The following is a 17,285-nucleotide window of genomic DNA, read 5'->3' as shown; positions in this document are numbered from 1 at the left end:
GTGCCGCCGATGCCCCCGGTGCCGCCGGTGCCGCCGTCGTTGTCGGGGCCGTTGTCCGAGCCGTTGTCCCCGCGGTCGTCGTCGTCCCGACCGGAGTCGTCGCGTCCGGAGTCGTCACGGCCGCCGTTGTCGCGGCCTGAGTCCTCGTGGTCGTTGTCGCTGTTGTTGTCGCCGTTGCCGCGCCCGCTGTCGTCGTCATCGTCATCGTCGTTGTTGTTGTTCTGCCGGCCGTTGTCCTGGCCGTCGTCGTCGCCCTTGTTGCCGAACTGCAGGAGGGGGTTGTTGCTGCCGCCGTCCTGGTCCCCGTCACCCCCGCCTCCGCCACCTCCGCCGCCTCCGCCGAACTGGAACGAGGTCCCGCTGGAGTCGTCCGGTCCGTCGTCGGCCACGGCGGCGGGACCGCACAGCGCGATCAGCGTCGCCGCCGCGGCGGCGCACAAGGGAACGCGGGCGGCTCCCATGACAGAGCCCATGATCACAACCTCCACTCAACCGGGCTCACGTCGTCGGATTGGTCGGCCCCGGTGTTTCGAAGGTCCCTTCCCGCGCGGGCCCTCGCATGCGGTGGTGGTCCGGACGGGTCGGGGGGTCGCCCGGACCGGGGACAAGGGCGGACGCCGCGCGCATGTGCACAGGTCACCCGGCCGGACTAGAGTCCGCAGCCATGACAGCGCGCAAGCCCATCGAATCCTGGCTCACCGACATGGACGGCGTCCTGATGCACGAGGGCATCCCGGTGCCCGGCGCGGACGCCTTTATCAAGCGGCTGCGGGACTCGGGCCGCCCGTTCCTCGTCCTGACGAACAACTCGATCTACACACCCCGCGACCTGGCGGCGCGGCTCAGCCGCATCGGCCTGGACGTGCCGGCCGAGAACATCTGGACCTCGGCGCTGGCCACGGCCCGCTTCCTGGACGACCAGCACCCCGGCGGGACGGCGTACGTGATCGGGGAGGCCGGCCTCACCACGGCCCTGCACGACGCGGGCTACGTGCTGACCGACCACGAGCCCGACTTCGTGATCCTGGGCGAGACGCGGACCTACTCCTTCGAGGCCCTCACCAAGGCCATCCGCCTGATCAACGCCGGGTCCCGGTTCATCGCCACCAACCCGGACAACACCGGGCCCTCGCCCGAGGGGGCGCTGCCCGCCACCGGCTCGGTCGCCGCCCTGATCACCAAGGCGACGGGGAAGGACCCGTACTTCGTCGGCAAGCCGAACCCGCTGATGATGCGCACCGGCCTCAACACCATCGGCGCGCACTCGGAGACCTCCGCCATGATCGGCGACCGCATGGACACCGACGTGCTGGCGGGCCTGGAGGCCGGGATGCAGACCTTCCTGGTGCTGACCGGCCTGACCAAGGCGGGCGACATCGACCGCTTCCCCTACCGGCCGACCACCGTCGTGGACTCCATCGCGGACCTCGTCGACCTCGTCTGACGACGGTGCGCCCCCGGCCGCGACCGGCCGGGGGCGGTGGCACCCTCCACGATCCGGTGCGGCCACACGGTGACGCCGCGCCGCGGGACGTTCACCGGATGATCATCCGCCGGGCGGCGGGAGTTGGGGGCGGCGGAGCAGGCTCTCCCCCGCATTTCCTCAGCGATCTTGGAAGGGCGTCCACCGATGCTGTCCCGCACCCGCACGGCCACCCTCGTCCCCGGCGCGGTCGCCACCGTGCTCGCCGCCACGATGGTGCCGCTCCTCGGCACCCCGGCGGGCGCCGCCTCGTACGGCACCCCGACGATCTCCCTGTCCGCCTCCTACCTCTCCGGCGCGGTCGGTGCCACCGCCGACCCGACCGTCACGGTCACCGTCGCGCAGAGCGGCGCGGACGCCTCGGCGCTCACCGTCGCCGCCTCCGCCAGCACCAGGACCTCGGTCGCCGGCACCGGCGACGTGACCGTCACGGGCACGGGCGGCAGCCGCACCCTGGCGGTCGCCCCCCGCGCCCGCGGCTACGCCGACCTGACGGTCAAGGTGACCGGCCTCGGCGGCAAGACCGCCACCAAGACGCTGCACTTCGCCGCCTCCGCCGCCGTCACCCACGCCGCCGACACGCGGTACACCACCGGCTCCAGCGACGCCTCCGCCGCCGTGGACGTCGGCGGCGGCTACATGGTCGTCGCCGACGACGAGAGCAACGTGCTGCGGCTGTACCGGCGCGACGGCTCCGGCGCCCCCGTGCGCACCTGGGACATCGGCTCCAAGGCCGGCGCCTCCTCCGAGATCGACATCGAGGCCGGCACCCGGGCGGGGGACACCATCTACTGGACCGGCTCCATGGGCAACAACAAGGACGGCGAGGTGAAGGCCGACCGCTCCACGCTCTTCGCCACCACCGTCACCGGCAGCGGCGCCGACACCCAGCTGACCGTCTCCGGCTACTACGAGGGCCTGCGCGCCGACCTGATCGCCTGGGACAAGGCCGGCGGCAACCGCTACGGCTTCGCCGCGGGCGCCGCCTCCGGTGAGATACCCAAGGCCATCGACGGCTTCAACGCCGAGGGCATGGAGTTCGCCCCCGGCTCGACCAGCACCGCCTACATCGGCTTCCGCGCGCCGCTGGTGCCCCCGGCCTCCGGCGGGAAGGCGCTGCTGGTGCCGGTCACCAACCTCGACAAGCTGGTCGGCGGCAGGCCCAACACCTCCGTCCACGCCACCTTCGGCACCCCGGTCACCCTCGACCTCGGCGGCCTCAGCGTCCGTGACATCCGCCGCAACGCCGCCGGGCAGTACCTGATCCTGGCCGGTTCCTGGGCCGCCGACGACAACAGCGACCCGTACGCCCTCTACTCCTGGGACGGCAACGCCGGCAGCACGCCCGTCAAGCTGCTCGACCTGCCCACCTCCGACCCGGGTGCCTGGGAGGCCATCGTGGACGTCCCGGACCTGACCGCGGCCGGTGCCCGGGCGCAGCTGATGACCGACAACGGCGCCGCCGACCTCTACGGGGACGGCAAGGAGGCCAAGGACCTCAGCCACCCCGAGTGGCAGAAGTCCCGCAGCACCTGGTTCACCCTCGGCGGCTGAACCGCAGGGCCGCACCGCCCATGACCAGCAGCACCCCGGCGCCCGTGAGCATCAGCGCGGGCGCCCGGTGCTGTTCGCCCGTGGCGGCCAGACGCGGTGGGGTGCCCGGTGCGCTGCCCGGGGCGGTCTCGTCGCCCTTGCCGGGTACGGGTGCCGGCCCGGATCCCGTACCGGGACCCGTACCCGGTCCGGTGCCCGGTCCGGTGCCCGGACCGGCGCCCGGCCCGGCGCCCACGGAGGGATCCGGTGCCGGGGACCCGCCCGGGCGCGTGCCCGGCCCGTCACCCGGTCCGGTGCCTTCGCCGCCGTCCCCGCCGTCCCCGCCTTCGCCGCCGTCCGGCTGCCCTTCGTCTTCCGGCCGGCCGGGGCGCGGGGACTGCGGCCCGGCCGTGGCGTCCCGGTGGGGGACGACGTCGAAGTCGTAGCCGGCGGACTCCCCGACCCAGTCGCCGTCCGTGCCGCGACGCTCCATGATCGTGGCCGAGGCCGTGACCGGCCCGGCGGGCGTGGGCGCGGTGAAGCGCAGCCGCAGGGCGATCGCCACCTTGCGGCGCGACGGCAGTGTGGTGCCCGGCCCGTCCTTGCCGCCCACCACGGCGATGTTCTCGTCGTTGTCCGTGCGCTCGACGGCCACCGGCCGCCACGAGCGGTCCCGTGCGCTCCGCGATCCCGCGACGGGGGCCGGCACCCGGTACTCCAGGCGGATCTGATCGGGCGCCAGCTTCCGTCCGCGGTCGACGAAGACGAGGACCGGGTGCACGTCGCGCAGCGGCCCGCTCGACGTGTTCTCCAGTTCCACCCGGAACTCCTCGGGCCCGGCCCCCGCCGTGTAGGTGTGGGGGCCGCCCAGCAGCCGGGCGGTGACCGGGAAGGGCTCCGCGGCCGACTGGGGGGCCGCCGCCACGACCGCTGCCGCCGCGACGGCCAGAGCGCTGCACCACCTCATGGGCAGCGAAGCTCCCACGGTCATCCGCTGATATCACCGCGCGACGCGGCGACGGCCCGCCCCCGCACCCGTACGGGCGGCTAGCCGACCGCCGTCTGGCCGAAGAGCGGCGCCAGCGCCAGCAGCGCGGCCCCCTCGGCGACCACGCGCCGCCCGGCCGCGGCGACGGTGACGGGCACCGTGCGGCCGGCCGCGCGCAGGGTGCGCGGGTCCATGGCGGCGGCCACCTCGCGCGCGAAGAGCGCGGGGTCCGCCAGCACGGTGCGGCCGCCGAGCACGACCCGGTCGATGTCCAGCAGGGAGACCAGGTTGGCGGCGCCGACGCCGAGCAGCCGCGCGGCCTGCGCCGTGTCGCCGCGGCCGACGGCGGCCAGGCACAGCGCCTCCAGGCAACCCCGGTTGCCGCAGGCGCACACCGGGCCGTCCAGGGCGACCGCCTGGTGGCCGAACTCGCCCGCGCCGGTGCGGGCGCCGCGGTGCAGGGTGCCGTCGAGCACGAGGCCCGCGCCGAGGCCGGTCCCCAGGTGCAGGTAGCCGAACGAGTCCCCGGCACCCCGGCCCGCCCCCGCGCCGTGTGCACCGTCCGCGCCGTCCCGGTCCCCGTCCACGTCCCCGCCGGGCGGGAGCACGGCGAGGGCCGCCGCGTTGGTGTCCTTGTCCAGCACGACGGGCAGCCCGAGGCGTTCGGCCAGCGCGTCGCGCAGCGGGTAGCCGTCACATCCCGGCAGGCCCGTGACGCGGTGCAGCACCCCCGCGGTGTGGTCGAGCGGGCCCGGGCAGGCCAGCCCGGCGCCGAGCACCGCCCCGTCCGCGCCGGGCGTGGCGCCGACGGTCTCCCGGACCAGTCCCGCCACCGCCTCCAGCACCTCCCCGGCCGGGCGCCGCAGGTCCAGGGGGACGGTCCCGGCGTCCACCACGCCGCCCGCCAGGTCGGCGAGCACCACCGTCAACTCGTCGCGGTCCAGGTGCACCCCCACGGCGTACCGGGCGCGGCGCGCCAGCCGCAGCAGGGTGCGCGGCTTGCCGCCGGTCGGGGCGCCGCGCCCCGCCTCGTCGACCAGGCCGTCCGCCCGCAGCCGTGCGGTGATCTTGCTGACGGCCTGGGGGGTGAGCCCGGTGCGCTCGGCCAGTTCCAGGCGGCTGATGCCGGCGCCCCCGCCCACGGTCGCCGTCCGCAGCAGGCCCAGGACGAGAGCGGCGTTGTGGCTGCGCAGCGCGGGCAGGTTGGCCCCGGAGATTCCCCTGTTCACATCTCCCATTGTCAGCTTCGCTTGCGCTTTGGCAACAGCGTTGCTTAAGTGGTGCCATGGCTCCCGCACCTCTTCGCGTCGGGCTGGTCGGCTACGGTCTGGCCGGCTCGGTCTTCCACGCCCCGCTGATCTCCACCACCGACGGCCTCGTCCTGGACACCGTCGTCACCGGCAACCCGGAGCGCCAGGCGCAGGCACACGCCGAGCACCCGGACGTCCGCATCGCCGGTCACCCGGACGAGCTGTGGAAGCGCGCCGGCGAGCTCGACCTGATCGTCCTGGCCTCGCCGAACAAGACCCACGTCCCGTTCGCGACCGCCGCGCTGGAGGCCGGACTCGCGGTCGTCGTCGACAAGCCGGTGGCCGGCACCGCGGCCGAGGCGCACGCCCTCGCGGACCTCGCCGACGAGCGCGGCCTGCTGCTCTCGGTCTTCCAGAACCGCCGCTGGGACAACGACTTCCTCACCCTGCGCGGGCTGCTGGAGCGCGGCGAACTGGGCGAGGTGTGGCGCTTCGAGTCCCGCTTCGAGCGGTGGCGGCCGAGCCTGAAGGGCGGCTGGCGCGAGTCCGGCGACCCCGCCGAGATCGGCGGCCTGCTCTACGACCTCGGCAGCCACCTCGTCGACCAGGCGCTGACCCTCTTCGGGCCCGCCGTCCACGTGTACGGCGAGCTGGACGTGCGACGGCCCGGCGCCCAGGTGGACGACGACGCCTTCGTGGCCGTGACCCACGCCGGGGGCGTCCGCTCCCACCTGTGGATGAGTGCCACCACCGCCCAGCTCGGCCCCCGCTTCCGGGTGCTCGGCAGCGCCGCCGGATATGTCAAGCACGGCCTGGACCCGCAGGAGGCCGCGCTGCGCGACGGCGCCCGCCCCGCCACCGGCGCCGTGTGGGGCACCGAACCGGAGGCCGAGTGGGGCGTGCTGGGCGCCGGTGACGAGGTGCGCCCCGTGCCGACCGTGCCGGGCGACTACCCCGCGTACTACGTCGCCGTCGCCGCCGCCCTGCGGGACGGCACCGCGCCGCCGGTCACCGCCCGCGAGGCCGCCGACGCGCTCACGGTCATCGAGGCGGCCGCCGTCTCGGCCCGCGAGGGGCGGACCGTGCGGCTCACGCCGAAGGCCTGACCCCAGGCTCTTCCCCGGGGCGTACAGCGCCCGGCCCGCGGTCCGCTCCTCCCGGAGCCGCCGGCCGGGCGCTCCTCACCCTCGGGCGCCGGGACCGCGGGAGTGGTCCGGTGCGTCAGGGGAGAGACGGTGGACCCGCCCCGGGCCGTCCGGCGGCTCCGCAGGCACGCCGACGGACACGGTGGGCGCGAGGACGTAGCCACGGGCGACCCCGACCGCCGCCCAGGCCACCCGTGTCGCCGACGCGCCGTACGCCAGGACTTCCGGCACCGCCGCGCGCCCCAGGGGCGAGGTCCAGGAGACGTCGGGTGCGGATCTTCGCGGATCGGACAGGGACAGTCGTGAGGAGGCCGCGAGCTTGGCCATGGCCGGACCACGTCCTGGAGGCGTAGGAAACACTTCCGGCGACCGGGGTCCTGGGCCGCCCTGTCAGGCTAGGACACCTGAACGCGGCCGGGCTAGGGCGTGTTGGGGGCGCGCGTTCGGGGTGCGTGTCAGTTCGTGGGCTCCGGCCAGTCCGGCAGGATCGTGAAGCACCGGGTCAGCCGGGTCGCCCGAAGCGTGCGCAGCGTGAACTCGTCCCGGCACACCAGCCGTACCCGACCGGAGTGCTCCTCGGCGCGGCGCCGGGCGCGCACCAGCGCCGACAGGCCGCTGCAGTCGATGAACTCCACCGGCCGCAGGTCCACCACGATGTCCGGGCGGTCGGCCCCGGTCAGCGCGTCGAGGGCGGCGGACACCCCGGGCGCGGTGAGCGCGTCCACCTCGCCGCCGAGCGTCACCAGGGTGCTGGACCCGTCGGTGCGCCGGTCGATCCGGGGCATGGTGTCTGTGGCGTCGTCGGACATGGGACGTCTCCGGGGACGGGAGCCTGGCGCAAGCGGCACGGGGACGGGAACGGGACAGGACGCCACCGGGGTCCGGGGTGGTGGGCCCAGCCTATGCCCGACGCGCCGTCGCCGGCCCGGCCGAGGACGAACCCGTGACGTCCCCTGCCGGCGGGTCAGTCACCGGCCCCGCGCAGCGCGTCGGAGTCCACCGTGCCCGCCACGACACCCCGGGCCAGTACCGCGAGCCGCACCCGGTGCGTCCGCGCGTACCGCCGCAGCGCCGTGAACGCCTCGTCGACGCCGACGCCCCAGCGCTCCGCCAGGACGCCCTTGGCCTGTTCCAGGACGACCCGGCTGTCGAGTGCGGCCTGCAACTGGGCGGCCAGCGCCTCCTGCCGCTGCCGGGCCCGTTCCTGGAGTATCCCGATGGCGGCGGCGTCCGCGAAGGCCCGGGCCAGCGCCACGTCACCGCCCGGGGGATCGCCGGGCACCCCGCGGAACAGGTTCAGCGCGCCGATCACCTCGGCCCGGCGCCGCAGCGGCACGGCGTACGTCGCGTGGAAGCCCCGGTCGCGGGCGAGCGGGGCGAAGCGCGGCCAGCGGTCGTCGCAGCGCGCGAGGTCCGGGGCGGTGACCACGTCCGAACCCCGGTAGCAGTCCAGACAGGGCCCCTCCTCCCGCTGCCGGCGCAGGAGTTCGCCCGCGCCGCCGCAGCCGGCCGCGGTCCGCAGCTCACCGCGCCCGTCGTCCAGCAGCAGTCCGGCCGCCGTGACGTCCAGCAGCTCCACGCAGCGGTCGGCCACCCGCTCCAGGAAGACGCCCACGTCGAAGTCGCCGTCCAGGGTGTCGGCGAGGTCCACGAGGACCTCGGCGAGCCGCAGCTCGCGCGCACGGTGCGTCGGGTGCTCTGTCACGTCCGGCTCCAGCCCTCGGCGGACACGGCTTCGCCGGGGGATTCTGCCATGGGGAGCAGACGCGGCATTCGACGGGAAAGACACCGACTGCCCTGATCTGAGGGCCCGTTGACCGTTCGGTATGTCAGGATTGGCGGCGACCGGTCTCGTCCCGCCATCCAAGGGGGAGTGGATGTTCGGCACCAACACCGGCCCGCTGCGCAGGGCGGCCTGCGCCGTGTCCGCCGCCGGACTGCTCTCCGTGGCGCTGGGCGGCTGCTTCGGCACCGGCAAGCCCGGGGGGAGCCAGGACAAGGGCGGCGGCAGCAGCCCCGGGAGCACCGCCGGTGCGCCGTTCTGGGTCAACCCGGACACGGCCGCGGCCCGTCAGGCGGCGCAGTGGCGCCGGGAAGGCCGGGAGGCCGACGCCGCGCTGCTGGAACGGATCGCAGGCCGGCCCGTCGCCGAGTGGATCGGCCAGGACCACGCACAGGACCGGGCCAGGGGCTACACCGAGGCCGCCGCCCGCGACGGCCGGACGCCCGTGCTCGTGCTCTACAACATCCCGCACCGCGACTGCGGTCAGTACTCCCAGGGCGGCGCCGCCGACGGCGCCGCCTACCGTGCCTGGATCGACGCGGTCGCCGCCGGCATCGGTGAGCGCGAGGCGCTGGTGGTGCTCGAACCGGACGCCCTCACCCACATCGTCGACGGCTGCACGCCCCGCGAGTTCCAGGAGGAGCGCTACGCCCTGCTGACCCACGCCGTGGACACCCTGGGCGCGCTGCCCCGCGTGCGGGTCTACCTCGACGCCGGCAACGCCGGCTGGGTCAGCGACCCCGCCCGCCTGGCCGGCCCGCTGCGGGCGGCCGGCGTCGCCGCGGCGGACGGCTTCGCCCTCAACACCTCGAACTTCTACAGCACCGCCGCGAACACCGCGTACGGCAGGAAGCTGTCCGCGCGGCTCGGCGGCAAGCACTTCGTCATCGACACCAGCCGCAACGGCCGCGGCCCCCTCGACGGCGCCCACGACGAGGCCTGGTGCAACCCGCCCGGCCGCGGTCTGGGCACCCCGCCCACCACCGACACCGGTGACGAACTCGTCGACGCCTACCTGTGGATCAAGCGTCCCGGCGACTCCGACGGCACCTGCAAGGGCGGCCCGCGGGCGGGTGACTGGTGGCCGGAGTACGCCCTGGGACTGGCCCGGCGCGCGGCCTCCTGACCGCCCGCCGGGCCCCTCCCGTCAGGTCACCCGCACCCAGCGCGCCTGCGACGGCGTGCCCTCGTCGTCGGTGACGACCAGCATGTACCAACCCGGCGGCACGATCGACGGGTCCTCGGGGACGGTCACGCTCACCGACCCCTCGCCGCGCTCCACGTCCAGCGCGATCGACCGCTGCTCCACGTCGGTGGCGTGGGTGACCGCGCTCGGCCGCATCAGCCGTGCCGCCTTGATGCGCTGCGCGTGCGCGGCCCGGAAGGTGGCCGTGCCGCCGCGCCGGAGGGCTTGCGGGCCCGCGCCGAGCGAGGGCCGGGAGTCCCGGTAGCGGTACGCCGGGGTGTAGACCTCGATCCGCTGCTCGAAGAAGCCCGGCTTGGTGTCGGCAGGGTCCCCGAAGAGCGGGTTGGACCCGAAGACCGCCACCCGGCCGTCGGGCAGCAGCAGCGCCTCGGAGTGGTAGTTGCGGCCCACCGACGGGTCGGCGGCCTCCCGGAAGGTGTCGTCCGCCGGGTCGTAGATCTGCGCCCGCAGGATGTCGCTGCCGCCGCGGCCCCGGTAGTCGCGGGAGCCGCCGGTGGTGAACACGGTGTCGTCCGGCAGGATCACCGTGTTCAGGTAACGGGTGGGCTCGGGCAGGTCGGGGCCCGTCGTGTACCGCGGGTCCGCGGCGTCCAGGTCCACCACGGCGGTGCGGGTGGTCGAGGAGTGCGACTCGCCGACCCCGCCGCCGCCCAGCACCATCACCTTCTGGTCCTGCGCGGGCGGCAGCAGCACCGAGCCGGCCGTCTCCAGGTCCTCGGCGTGCTCCAGCCCGGGGACCTCGGTGAAGCGGTTGGTGCGCAGGTCCCATACGCCCGGGACACGGCCCTCGTCGGCCGGCCCGTACCCCGCGTTGGCGCCCGAGTAGAAGATCTTCCCGCCCTTCATCAGGAAGAGCGCGGGGTAGGTCGGGAAGTAGCGCTCGCCGGTGTACGCCCACGTCCGGGTCTTCGGGTCGTAGACCTCGTTCTTGCCCGGGACGACCTGCCCGATGTCGTCCAGCCCCGAGACGGAGAGCACCCGGCCGTCGGCGAGGGTGACCAGCGTCGGGTACCAGCGGGCCTCGTTCATCGGGTCGACCGGGACGTAGGCCTCGGCCACCGGGTCGAACTCGTAGGTGTTCTTGATCCCCTGGAAGTCCTTCTTGTCCAGGCCGAGCTTGGTGGCCAGCCCGTAGAGGTTCTCCCGGTCCTCGCCCTCCAGGCCCCGGATCCCGTACTGCGCGGCGGTGTTGACGATGCCCTTCTCGCCCTTGACCAGCGACTGCACGAACACCCGTGCCTCGCTCGCGGTCACGGTGACCTTGCCGGTCCTGGCGTCGACGGTCTTCCTGGCGCGGGGCACGTTGACGGGGAACTCCGACCGGAAGGCCCGGCCGTTCTCGTCGTTGACGAAGACCGTGCCCTCGGGGAAGGTCCGCGGCTTGTCCGGGTCCTCGTTCTTGATGAGCATCGCGCCGCCCGCCCGGTCCACGGCCTCCTTGAGCTTCTCGTAGCGGGCGGTGCCGCCGGCCACCAGCAGCGTGCCGTCGGCCAGCTGGGTGTGCCCGGCGCAGAACATGTCCTTGGGGGTGTCGATCTCCTTGAAGGTGTTCTCCACCGGGTCCCAGAGCACGCTCTTGAAGGACTTGGCCTTGAAGTTCCGCTCGTCGTTGCCGGAACCGGCGATCAGCAGCACCTTCCCGGTGCGCAGCAGCGCCGCGTGGATGGCGTTGACGCGGAACTCCTCGGGCACCTCGACCAGGTCCCAGTGGCCGTACGCGGCCTTGTACCCGGGCTGGTTGATCTTGTAGTCGTGGTACTTCTCCGTCGAGTAGCCGTAGATCGCGGGCGCGTTCATCCCGGCGAGCACCCCCACGGCCGTGCTCCCGACGGCGATCTTCCGCAGTCTGCGGCTGGGTCGATAGCTCATCGGGTGGCGCTCCTGGAACGGACGAGGGACAGGGACCAGACGGCGATCGGTGCCAGGGCCAGGACGAGGGCCAGCGTCGCCCACGTGCGCATCGCCACGTGGGTGTGGCCGTTGAAGAAGCTGGCGGCGAGCGAGCCGCCGAAGACGAGCAGCCAGAACAGGTGGACGCGGAAGGTGGACAGCAGCCGGTCGGGGCTCGCGGAGTCCCCCTTGGGGGTGACCACGAACCTGCTCTTGCGCCGCAGCACCGCGTCCATCAGCGAGCGGGCGTAGATCGGCGCGGACAGCGCCGACATCACCATGCCCGCCGCGCCCGAGGAGCCCTCCGGCTCGTGGGGGCTGACGTTGTGCCGCCGGTTCCACACGTACAGGCCGATCTGCAGCGCGGCGGCGTCGCTGTAGAGCATCATCCAGACCTCGGAGTCGATCTGGATGCCCGAGGCGCCGAGCCCGAGGAACAGCGCGCAGCTGAGGCCGCCCAGGAGCCAGTTGACCGCCGTCATCGGGTAGTAGACGACCATCAGCGTGTAGTTGAGCAGGCGGCCGGGGGAGAGGGCGAACGGCACCTTCCAGAACTGCTTGATGAGCGTCTCGTAGGTGCCGCGGCTCCAGCGCAGCTGCTGGGTGAAGAAGTCGGTCCAGGATGACGGTCCCTCGCCGACGGCGAGGACGTCCGGGGTGTAGACCGAGCGCCACTTGCGGCCGGTGGCGGGGTTGCGGTGCCGGTGCAGTTCCAGCCCGGTGGCCATGTCCTCGGTGATGGAGTCGTACAGCCCGCCGATGCTTCTGATGGCGCTGATGCGCACCGCGTTGTTGGTCCCGACGAACATGGGGGAGCCGTAGGCGTTGCCGGCCCGCTGGATGAGCGCGTGGAAGAGGAACTGCTGGCTCTCGGCGGCCTTGGTCACCGCGCTGTCGTAGTTGCCGTAGACCTGCGGGCCGACGACGAAGGCGACGTCCGGGTCCCGGAAGTAACCGAGCATCCGCTCCAGGAAGTTGGGGAGCGGGACGTGGTCGGTGTCGACGGAGGCGAAGACGTCGTAGTCGTCGCCGTGGGCGTCGAGCCAGGCGTTGTAGTTGCCGTGCTTGGTGCGGGCGCGGAAGGCGCCGCTGGGCCGGTTCCACCGCTCCACGCCCTTGCGGGTGAAGTGGCGTACGTTCAGGCGCTCGCACAGGCTCTTGACGTCGGGGTCGTCGCCCTCGTCCAGGAGCCAGATGTGCAACGTGCCGCGGTGGCGCAGACGGACCGCGGCCTCCAGGGTCGCCCGCACCATCGCCAGGGGCTCCTTGCCCGGGACGAAGGTGGTCACGAAGGCGACCTTGCTGCCCTTCTCGGGTACGACGGGTACCGGATCGCGTGCGACGAGCGTCGCGTGGGCGTTGGACGTCACGTTGATCAGCCGGAAGAGCTCGATCAGGCCGATGGATATGAGCATCACGGCGTCGGCGGCGACCAGCCAGCCCGGCGCGTGCTCCCGGCGGGTCCAGTGGGCCGGCTGCATCAGCCAGGCGAGCAGCACCGCCGAGAGCACCGGGGCCGCGCCGAGCAGCAGCGCCGCGCGGATCCGGTGGGGTTCCTCCGCGAGCAGGCTGCGGTACTTCACCCGGTACGGGACGCCGGGTTCCGGCTCGGTGAGCGGGCCGGCGAGTCTGCTGTAGTGCTCGTAGTCGTACCGGGGCGCCACTGCGCCGGGTTCCGGCCGGTACGGGCCGGGACGGGACCGCCGGGGTATGACGGGCACGGGCGTGCCGGCCCGAGGGTCGGTCGTGTACTGCTGGGCGCCGGGTGTCGGCGGCATGTGGATGCTCCCCCCGAAGCATGTCGCGCCGCTGTCGCGGCGGTGTTGGCGCCCCGGGCGCTGCGGCCCCCCGCCCCCGGGGCATGCGTGGGCGTTCTGTGGCCTCCGGGTCGCGTGAGGCCGGCTATGACTCGTCAACGACCGGACGACCGTGAGGTAACGCCTGAATCCACCCCTCTCGCCCCCGGGGCCCTCCCCTGGGCCCGCACACGGAAAAGCCGCCGGAATCCGACCCGTTGGCTCACCGGTGAGGGCGCATGGGTCCGGTTGGCGCATGGATGTCCCGCGGACCCAGCGTCCCGGAATGCCCGTCTTGATGGCAAGGCGCGAAACGAGTTGTTAACAGGCCGTATGAGCGATTTGGTCCGGTTGTCGGCTCACAGCTCGGCGGAGGCCTCGTCCTCGGCCGCGGGCGTCCCCATCCGGGCCAGCAGCAGGGCGACGTCGTCGTCGGGGGACTGCAGCTGGGCGCCCAGCACGACGTCGCAGGTGTCCTCCAGCGAGCGGCGGCGGCTCTTGAGCTTGAGGACGCGCATCAGCGTGCGCAGCCCCACGTCGATCGACTGCCGCCGGTCCTCGACCAGCCCGTCGGTGAACAGCGCCAGCAAGGTGCCCTCGGCGAGCTTCCGCTCCACCGTGTGGAAGCGGATCCCCCCGACGCCCAGCGGCACCGCGTTGGGCAGGTCGATCAGCTCGGCGCGGCCGCCGGGCGGCACCAGCACCGGCGGCAGGTGCCCGGCGGTGGAGAACTGGCAGCGGCCCGTCGCGGGGTCGCAGACGGCGTAGACGCAGGTGGCGATGAAGTCGCCCTCGGCGCTGCCGGTGATGTTGTCGAGGTGCGCCAGCACCTCGTCCGGCGGCAGGTCGAGCCGGGCGAAGGCCCGGGTCGCCGTGCGCAGCTGGCCCATGATCGCCGCCGCGTGCAGGCCCTTGCCCATCACGTCCCCGACGATCAGCCCGACCTTGCCGTCCCGCAGCTGCAGGACGTCGTACCAGTCCCCGCCGACCTCCCGGACGGCGGGGATGTAGCGGGCGGAGATCTCCATCCCGTCCACGCGTGGCGGCTCGTGCGGCAGCAGGCTGCGCTGGAGGGTGAGCGCGGCGTTGCGCTCACCCGCGTAGAGCCGCGCGTTGTCGATGGATATCGCGGCGCGGGCGGCCAGCTCCACCGCCAGCGTGCGGTCCTCGTCGTCGAAGGGCTTCTGGTTGCGGGTGCGGAACATCCCGACCGCCCCCAGCACCTCGCCGCGGGCGATGAGCGGCGCGGCGAGGTACGAGTGCGCACCCGCCCGTTTCAGCTGGGCGGCGGCCCGGTCGTCGCGGGCTATGCGGCGCAGCATGCGGCTGCTCACCCGGTGCACGACCACCGGCTGGCCCTCCCGCACGGCCTTGGTGATCAGCCGGTCGTCCGCGTACCGGGCCAGCTCCCCGACCGGGTCGACGGCGCCGATCGCCTCGCTGGACTCGGCGGCCGCGACCGCCAGCGCCCGGAACTCGGCCGACTGCTGGGCGCGCACCTTGGGCACCGGGCCGCCGCGCAGCACCTCGTCCAGCACGTCGACGGTGGCGATGTCGGCGAGCGTGGGCACCACCACCGAGGCCAGTTCCCTGGCGGTCTGCTGCAGGTCCAGCGTGGTGCCGATCCGGGTCCCCGCCTCGGCGATCACCGCGAGCCGGCCACGGGCCTCGGCGATCTCCTCGGCCGCCTGGTGGCGCTCGGTGAAGTCCGCGATCGACGCGGCCAGGCCCAGCACCCGCCCGGTGGGGTCCTGGATCCGGTAGTACGAGATCGACCAGGCGTGGTCGTGCTCCTGGTCGGCGTACGTCCTGACCACGGTGTCCAGGTCCAGCAGCGGCTCCCCGGTCTCCAGCACCTGCCGCATCCGGGCCTCGATCGTCCGGAACTCCGCCCCCGGCGAGATCTCGCGCACCCGGCGCCCCAGCATGGCCGCCGCGGGCAGGCCGTGCAGCTCCTCCATGGCCCGGTTGACGCGCACGATCCGCAGGTCCGTGTCGAAGACGGCCAGCCCGATCGGGGACTGGTCGACGAGGCTGCTGGACAGCGCCATGTCCGTCTCCACGCGCCGCACGGTGGAGAGGTCCGCGCCCAGGCCCAGCGCGTAGACGCCGCCGTCCACGTCGTGCATCCGCATGTTGCGGAACTCCACGTCACGGGTCGTGCCGTCGGCGTGCACGATCGGGAACACGCCCTGCCAGATGGCACCAGCCCTGACCTGCTTGAACAGCTCGGTGACCAGCTCCAGCTTGTCGGGCGCCACCAGCAGCAGGCCGGCGTTCTGGCCCAGGGCCTCTTCCGCCGAGTAGCCGAACAGACGTTCGGCCTCCGGGCTCCACAGCACGATGTGGCCGGTGCGGTCCAGCACCATCGCCGCCACCTGCAGCAGGTCGAGCAGGCCTCCGGGCGAGGCGGCCCCTGGACTCGGCCGGGCCTCCCTGCCCGTGCCGGGCGGCGGCGGATCGTGCTCGCGCATGGCCTCCTCGTGAGCCCCCGTAGAGCTCTCACATCATCGTTAGGGGATATTTTCGCACTGAGTCACCCTGGGCGCCGTCCTTCCCCCACAAAGGGGCGAGGGCGCCCTTCCCGAAGGAAGGACGCCCTCACATTGTGCGCCGCCAGGGACTCGAACCCCGAACCCGCTGATTAAGAGTCAGCTGCTCTGCCAGTTGAGCTAGCGGCGCTCACCGACAGAGAGGATCCTACCTGACCAGTGGCGGTGCTCCCGACCACCTCGTCCAGGAGCGCGGGGTCGTCGTCCAGCCAGCCGAGGCGGACCATCTTCACCCCGGCCTGGAACCGGCTGTCGGCCCCTATCTGCTGCATCAGCTCGGCCACTATCCGCCGCACCGTCCGGTCGGACAGGCCCAGCTTGCGGCCGATGGCCTCGTCCGTCAGCCCCGAGGCGAGCAGCCGGACGACCTCGCGGTGCCGTGCGGCGGGCGCGGCGCCGACGTCGTCGGTGAACAGGTCCGAGGCGGCCGCCCAGCAGTGCTCGAACATCTGGCGCAGCACGGCCACCATGGCGGGGCTGCGCAGGACCATGGCAGAGCCCTCGACCCCCTCGCCGGCCCGGTCGTCCAGGCCCAGGGCCGGTACGACGGCGAGCGTGTGGTCCACGATGATCAGCTTCATGGGCAGCGTCGCGGCCGTCCGCACCTCGCCGCCGTCGTTGGCGTAGGTCCGCAGATGGGCGCGGACGTTCGGCACGGCCGCCGCCGTCGCGAGGTAGATCGACCGCTGCCTGACCCCGCGGTTGAAGAGTTCGCGGTTGCGGTCGTCGGCCTTGAACAGGGGGATCTCCCCCGGCACGGTCGGGTGCATCGAGAGGATCTCGGTGGTGGCGGTGCTGGCCCCCTCGTCGAGGATCGCCGCTATCTGTGCCGGCTGGGCGGCGACCTCGATCCGGGCCTCGGCCAGGTGCCGCATGTGCACTGGCTGGAACTCGCCGGCCACCTGGCTGAGCGCGGCGTGCGCGTCGGTGATCGTCCTGACCAGTTCCTCGGTGCGCCGCCGGCTGCCCTCGACCAGCTGGGCCATCGCCGTGGCGGGCGAGTGCACCGACCAGCCGCTGCGGGAGGAGGGGAACCTGGTCGTGAGGCCGAAGGACGCGAGGGTATGGAGGGCGTCGTCGAGTTCGGCACGGGACCAGCCGGTGAGCGAACACACGCTTTCCGGCGTCCAGTCGGCGTCCGCCAGCGCCAGGGCGTAGAGTTCCTGCGCCCGGGCGCGCAGAAGGTCGTCGTCGGTCACTGCCCGCACCCCCAATGCTTCACGTCACCCCCGGCTTCGATCAGGTTAAGGGGCGGGGCTCGTGTATGGACCCTTCGGGGCCCATCCGGTCCCATGTGTCCGCATAGGGCCATGTCCGAATCCGGAACGTGAAAACTACAGACCAGCGGCTTGTGATCCGACAGAATTCAGTCAGCCGTACGGTTCCTCCAGACCGGAGTAGCGCCCTCGGCCCCGCAAAACCCCAGCTCACACCTCCTGGACAGGTCTGCCATGTCATCGATTCGCCGCAACGTCATTCGTGCCGTAGTGGGTGTCGTAGCCGCCGTCTCATTGGGGCTGATCGGAGCGGCCACGGCCTCCGCCCAGCCCATGCCGGGTGACCTCACCTGGGCGGTAGCCAACGACCTCACCTGGTAAATCAGGCGGGCAGTACCCCCAAAGACAACAACACCCCCCAAATAGCCACACCCCCTCCCC

General features: G+C 73.2%; 16 protein-coding genes and 1 tRNA gene. 6 read left to right on the top strand and 11 right to left on the bottom strand.

Annotated elements, in window-relative coordinates; all coding sequences use genetic code 11:
* Positions 1-473 (bottom strand): hypothetical protein (locus tag PV341_RS34650; RefSeq protein ID WP_500359919.1); only part of this gene is annotated, 473 nt, incomplete at its 3' end.
* A 191-nt stretch (positions 474-664) separates the two neighbouring features.
* Between PV341_RS34650 and PV341_RS34645 the strand changes: the two genes are divergently transcribed.
* Together PV341_RS34645 and PV341_RS34640 are read left to right on the top strand one after the other, a co-directional pair.
* On the top strand, positions 665-1,444 hold the full coding sequence (locus tag PV341_RS34645; RefSeq protein ID WP_499512058.1) for an HAD-IIA family hydrolase: 780 nt from the start codon (positions 665-667) through the stop codon (positions 1,442-1,444).
* A 186-nt stretch (positions 1,445-1,630) separates the two neighbouring features.
* A complete protein-coding gene (locus PV341_RS34640; protein WP_500359918.1) occupies positions 1,631-3,037 on the top strand; it encodes a hypothetical protein in 1,407 nt (468 codons plus the stop codon).
* On the opposite strand, the gene PV341_RS34635 is transcribed toward PV341_RS34640, so the two are convergent.
* Together PV341_RS34635 and PV341_RS34630 are read right to left on the bottom strand one after the other, a co-directional pair.
* Positions 3,021-3,983: a hypothetical protein gene (locus PV341_RS34635; RefSeq protein WP_500359917.1), complete on the bottom strand. Its 963-nt coding sequence runs from the start codon at positions 3,981-3,983 to the stop codon at positions 3,021-3,023. The genes PV341_RS34640 and PV341_RS34635 overlap by 17 nt on opposite strands.
* Positions 3,984-4,063: 80 nt before the next feature.
* On the bottom strand, positions 4,064-5,242 hold the full coding sequence (locus PV341_RS34630; RefSeq protein ID WP_500359916.1) for an ROK family transcriptional regulator: 1,179 nt from the start codon (positions 5,240-5,242) through the stop codon (positions 4,064-4,066).
* Between the two features lie 47 nt (positions 5,243-5,289).
* Here PV341_RS34630 and PV341_RS34625 point away from each other — a divergent pair, with 47 nt between their 5' ends.
* Positions 5,290-6,360: a Gfo/Idh/MocA family oxidoreductase gene (locus PV341_RS34625; RefSeq protein ID WP_500331330.1), complete on the top strand. Its 1,071-nt coding sequence runs from the start codon at positions 5,290-5,292 to the stop codon at positions 6,358-6,360.
* A 75-nt stretch (positions 6,361-6,435) separates the two neighbouring features.
* On the opposite strand, the gene PV341_RS34620 is transcribed toward PV341_RS34625, so the two are convergent.
* The 3 genes from PV341_RS34620 to PV341_RS34610 form a co-directional block, all read right to left on the bottom strand.
* Positions 6,436-6,726 (bottom strand): hypothetical protein, encoded by a 291-nt coding sequence (locus PV341_RS34620; RefSeq protein ID WP_500331332.1) that lies wholly within the window; start codon positions 6,724-6,726, stop codon positions 6,436-6,438.
* Between the two features lie 128 nt (positions 6,727-6,854).
* The gene (locus PV341_RS34615; protein WP_500331334.1) at positions 6,855-7,208 is read right to left on the bottom strand and encodes an STAS domain-containing protein; all 354 of its coding nucleotides are present in this window, start codon (positions 7,206-7,208) and stop codon (positions 6,855-6,857) included.
* Between the two features lie 155 nt (positions 7,209-7,363).
* Entirely contained in the window at positions 7,364-8,104 is a 741-nt protein-coding gene (locus PV341_RS34610) for a GAF and ANTAR domain-containing protein (protein WP_500331335.1), read from the bottom strand.
* Between the two features lie 172 nt (positions 8,105-8,276).
* Between PV341_RS34610 and PV341_RS34605 the strand changes: the two genes are divergently transcribed.
* Positions 8,277-9,308 (top strand): glycoside hydrolase family 6 protein, encoded by a 1,032-nt coding sequence (locus tag PV341_RS34605; protein ID WP_500331337.1) that lies wholly within the window; start codon positions 8,277-8,279, stop codon positions 9,306-9,308.
* Between the two features lie 21 nt (positions 9,309-9,329).
* On the opposite strand, the gene glxA is transcribed toward PV341_RS34605, so the two are convergent.
* From glxA to PV341_RS34580, 5 genes are all read right to left on the bottom strand, one after another.
* On the bottom strand, positions 9,330-11,258 hold the full coding sequence (gene glxA / locus PV341_RS34600) for a radical copper oxidase GlxA (RefSeq protein ID WP_500331339.1): 1,929 nt from the start codon (positions 11,256-11,258) through the stop codon (positions 9,330-9,332).
* Positions 11,255-13,057, bottom strand: coding sequence for a glycosyltransferase family 2 protein (locus PV341_RS34595; RefSeq protein ID WP_500331340.1), 1,803 nt, complete (start codon positions 13,055-13,057; stop codon positions 11,255-11,257). Before PV341_RS34595 ends, glxA begins: the two co-directional genes overlap by 4 nt.
* A 377-nt stretch (positions 13,058-13,434) precedes the next feature.
* Positions 13,435-15,549: a SpoIIE family protein phosphatase gene (locus tag PV341_RS34590; protein ID WP_500331342.1), complete on the bottom strand. Its 2,115-nt coding sequence runs from the start codon at positions 15,547-15,549 to the stop codon at positions 13,435-13,437.
* Positions 15,550-15,684: 135 nt separating this feature from the next.
* Positions 15,685-15,757: transfer RNA gene (locus PV341_RS34585), tRNA-Lys, on the bottom strand.
* Positions 15,720-15,956, bottom strand: a complete 237-nt coding sequence (locus tag PV341_RS34580; protein WP_499516844.1) for a hypothetical protein — start codon at positions 15,954-15,956, stop codon at positions 15,720-15,722. The genes PV341_RS34585 and PV341_RS34580 overlap by 38 nt, the downstream gene beginning before the upstream one ends.
* Here PV341_RS34580 and PV341_RS34575 point away from each other — a divergent pair.
* Together PV341_RS34575 and PV341_RS34570 are read left to right on the top strand one after the other, a co-directional pair.
* Positions 15,955-16,254 carry a hypothetical protein gene (locus tag PV341_RS34575; RefSeq protein WP_500331344.1) on the top strand — a complete coding sequence of 100 codons (300 nt, stop codon included), beginning with the start codon at positions 15,955-15,957 and terminating at the stop codon, positions 16,252-16,254. The genes PV341_RS34580 and PV341_RS34575 overlap by 2 nt on opposite strands.
* A gap of 246 nt (positions 16,255-16,500) precedes the next feature.
* Positions 16,501-16,785, top strand: coding sequence for a hypothetical protein (locus PV341_RS34570; RefSeq protein ID WP_500331346.1), 285 nt, complete (start codon positions 16,501-16,503; stop codon positions 16,783-16,785).
* The last annotated feature ends 500 nt before the right edge of the window (positions 16,786-17,285 follow it).

Origin of the sequence: Streptomyces sp. PA03-1a (genome assembly GCF_033792805.1) — a bacterium.
Taxonomy (GTDB): Bacteria; Actinomycetota; Actinomycetes; order Streptomycetales; family Streptomycetaceae; genus Actinacidiphila.
Note: the sequence above shows the minus strand (reverse complement) of the source record. Positions and strands in the feature narration are given on the sequence as shown.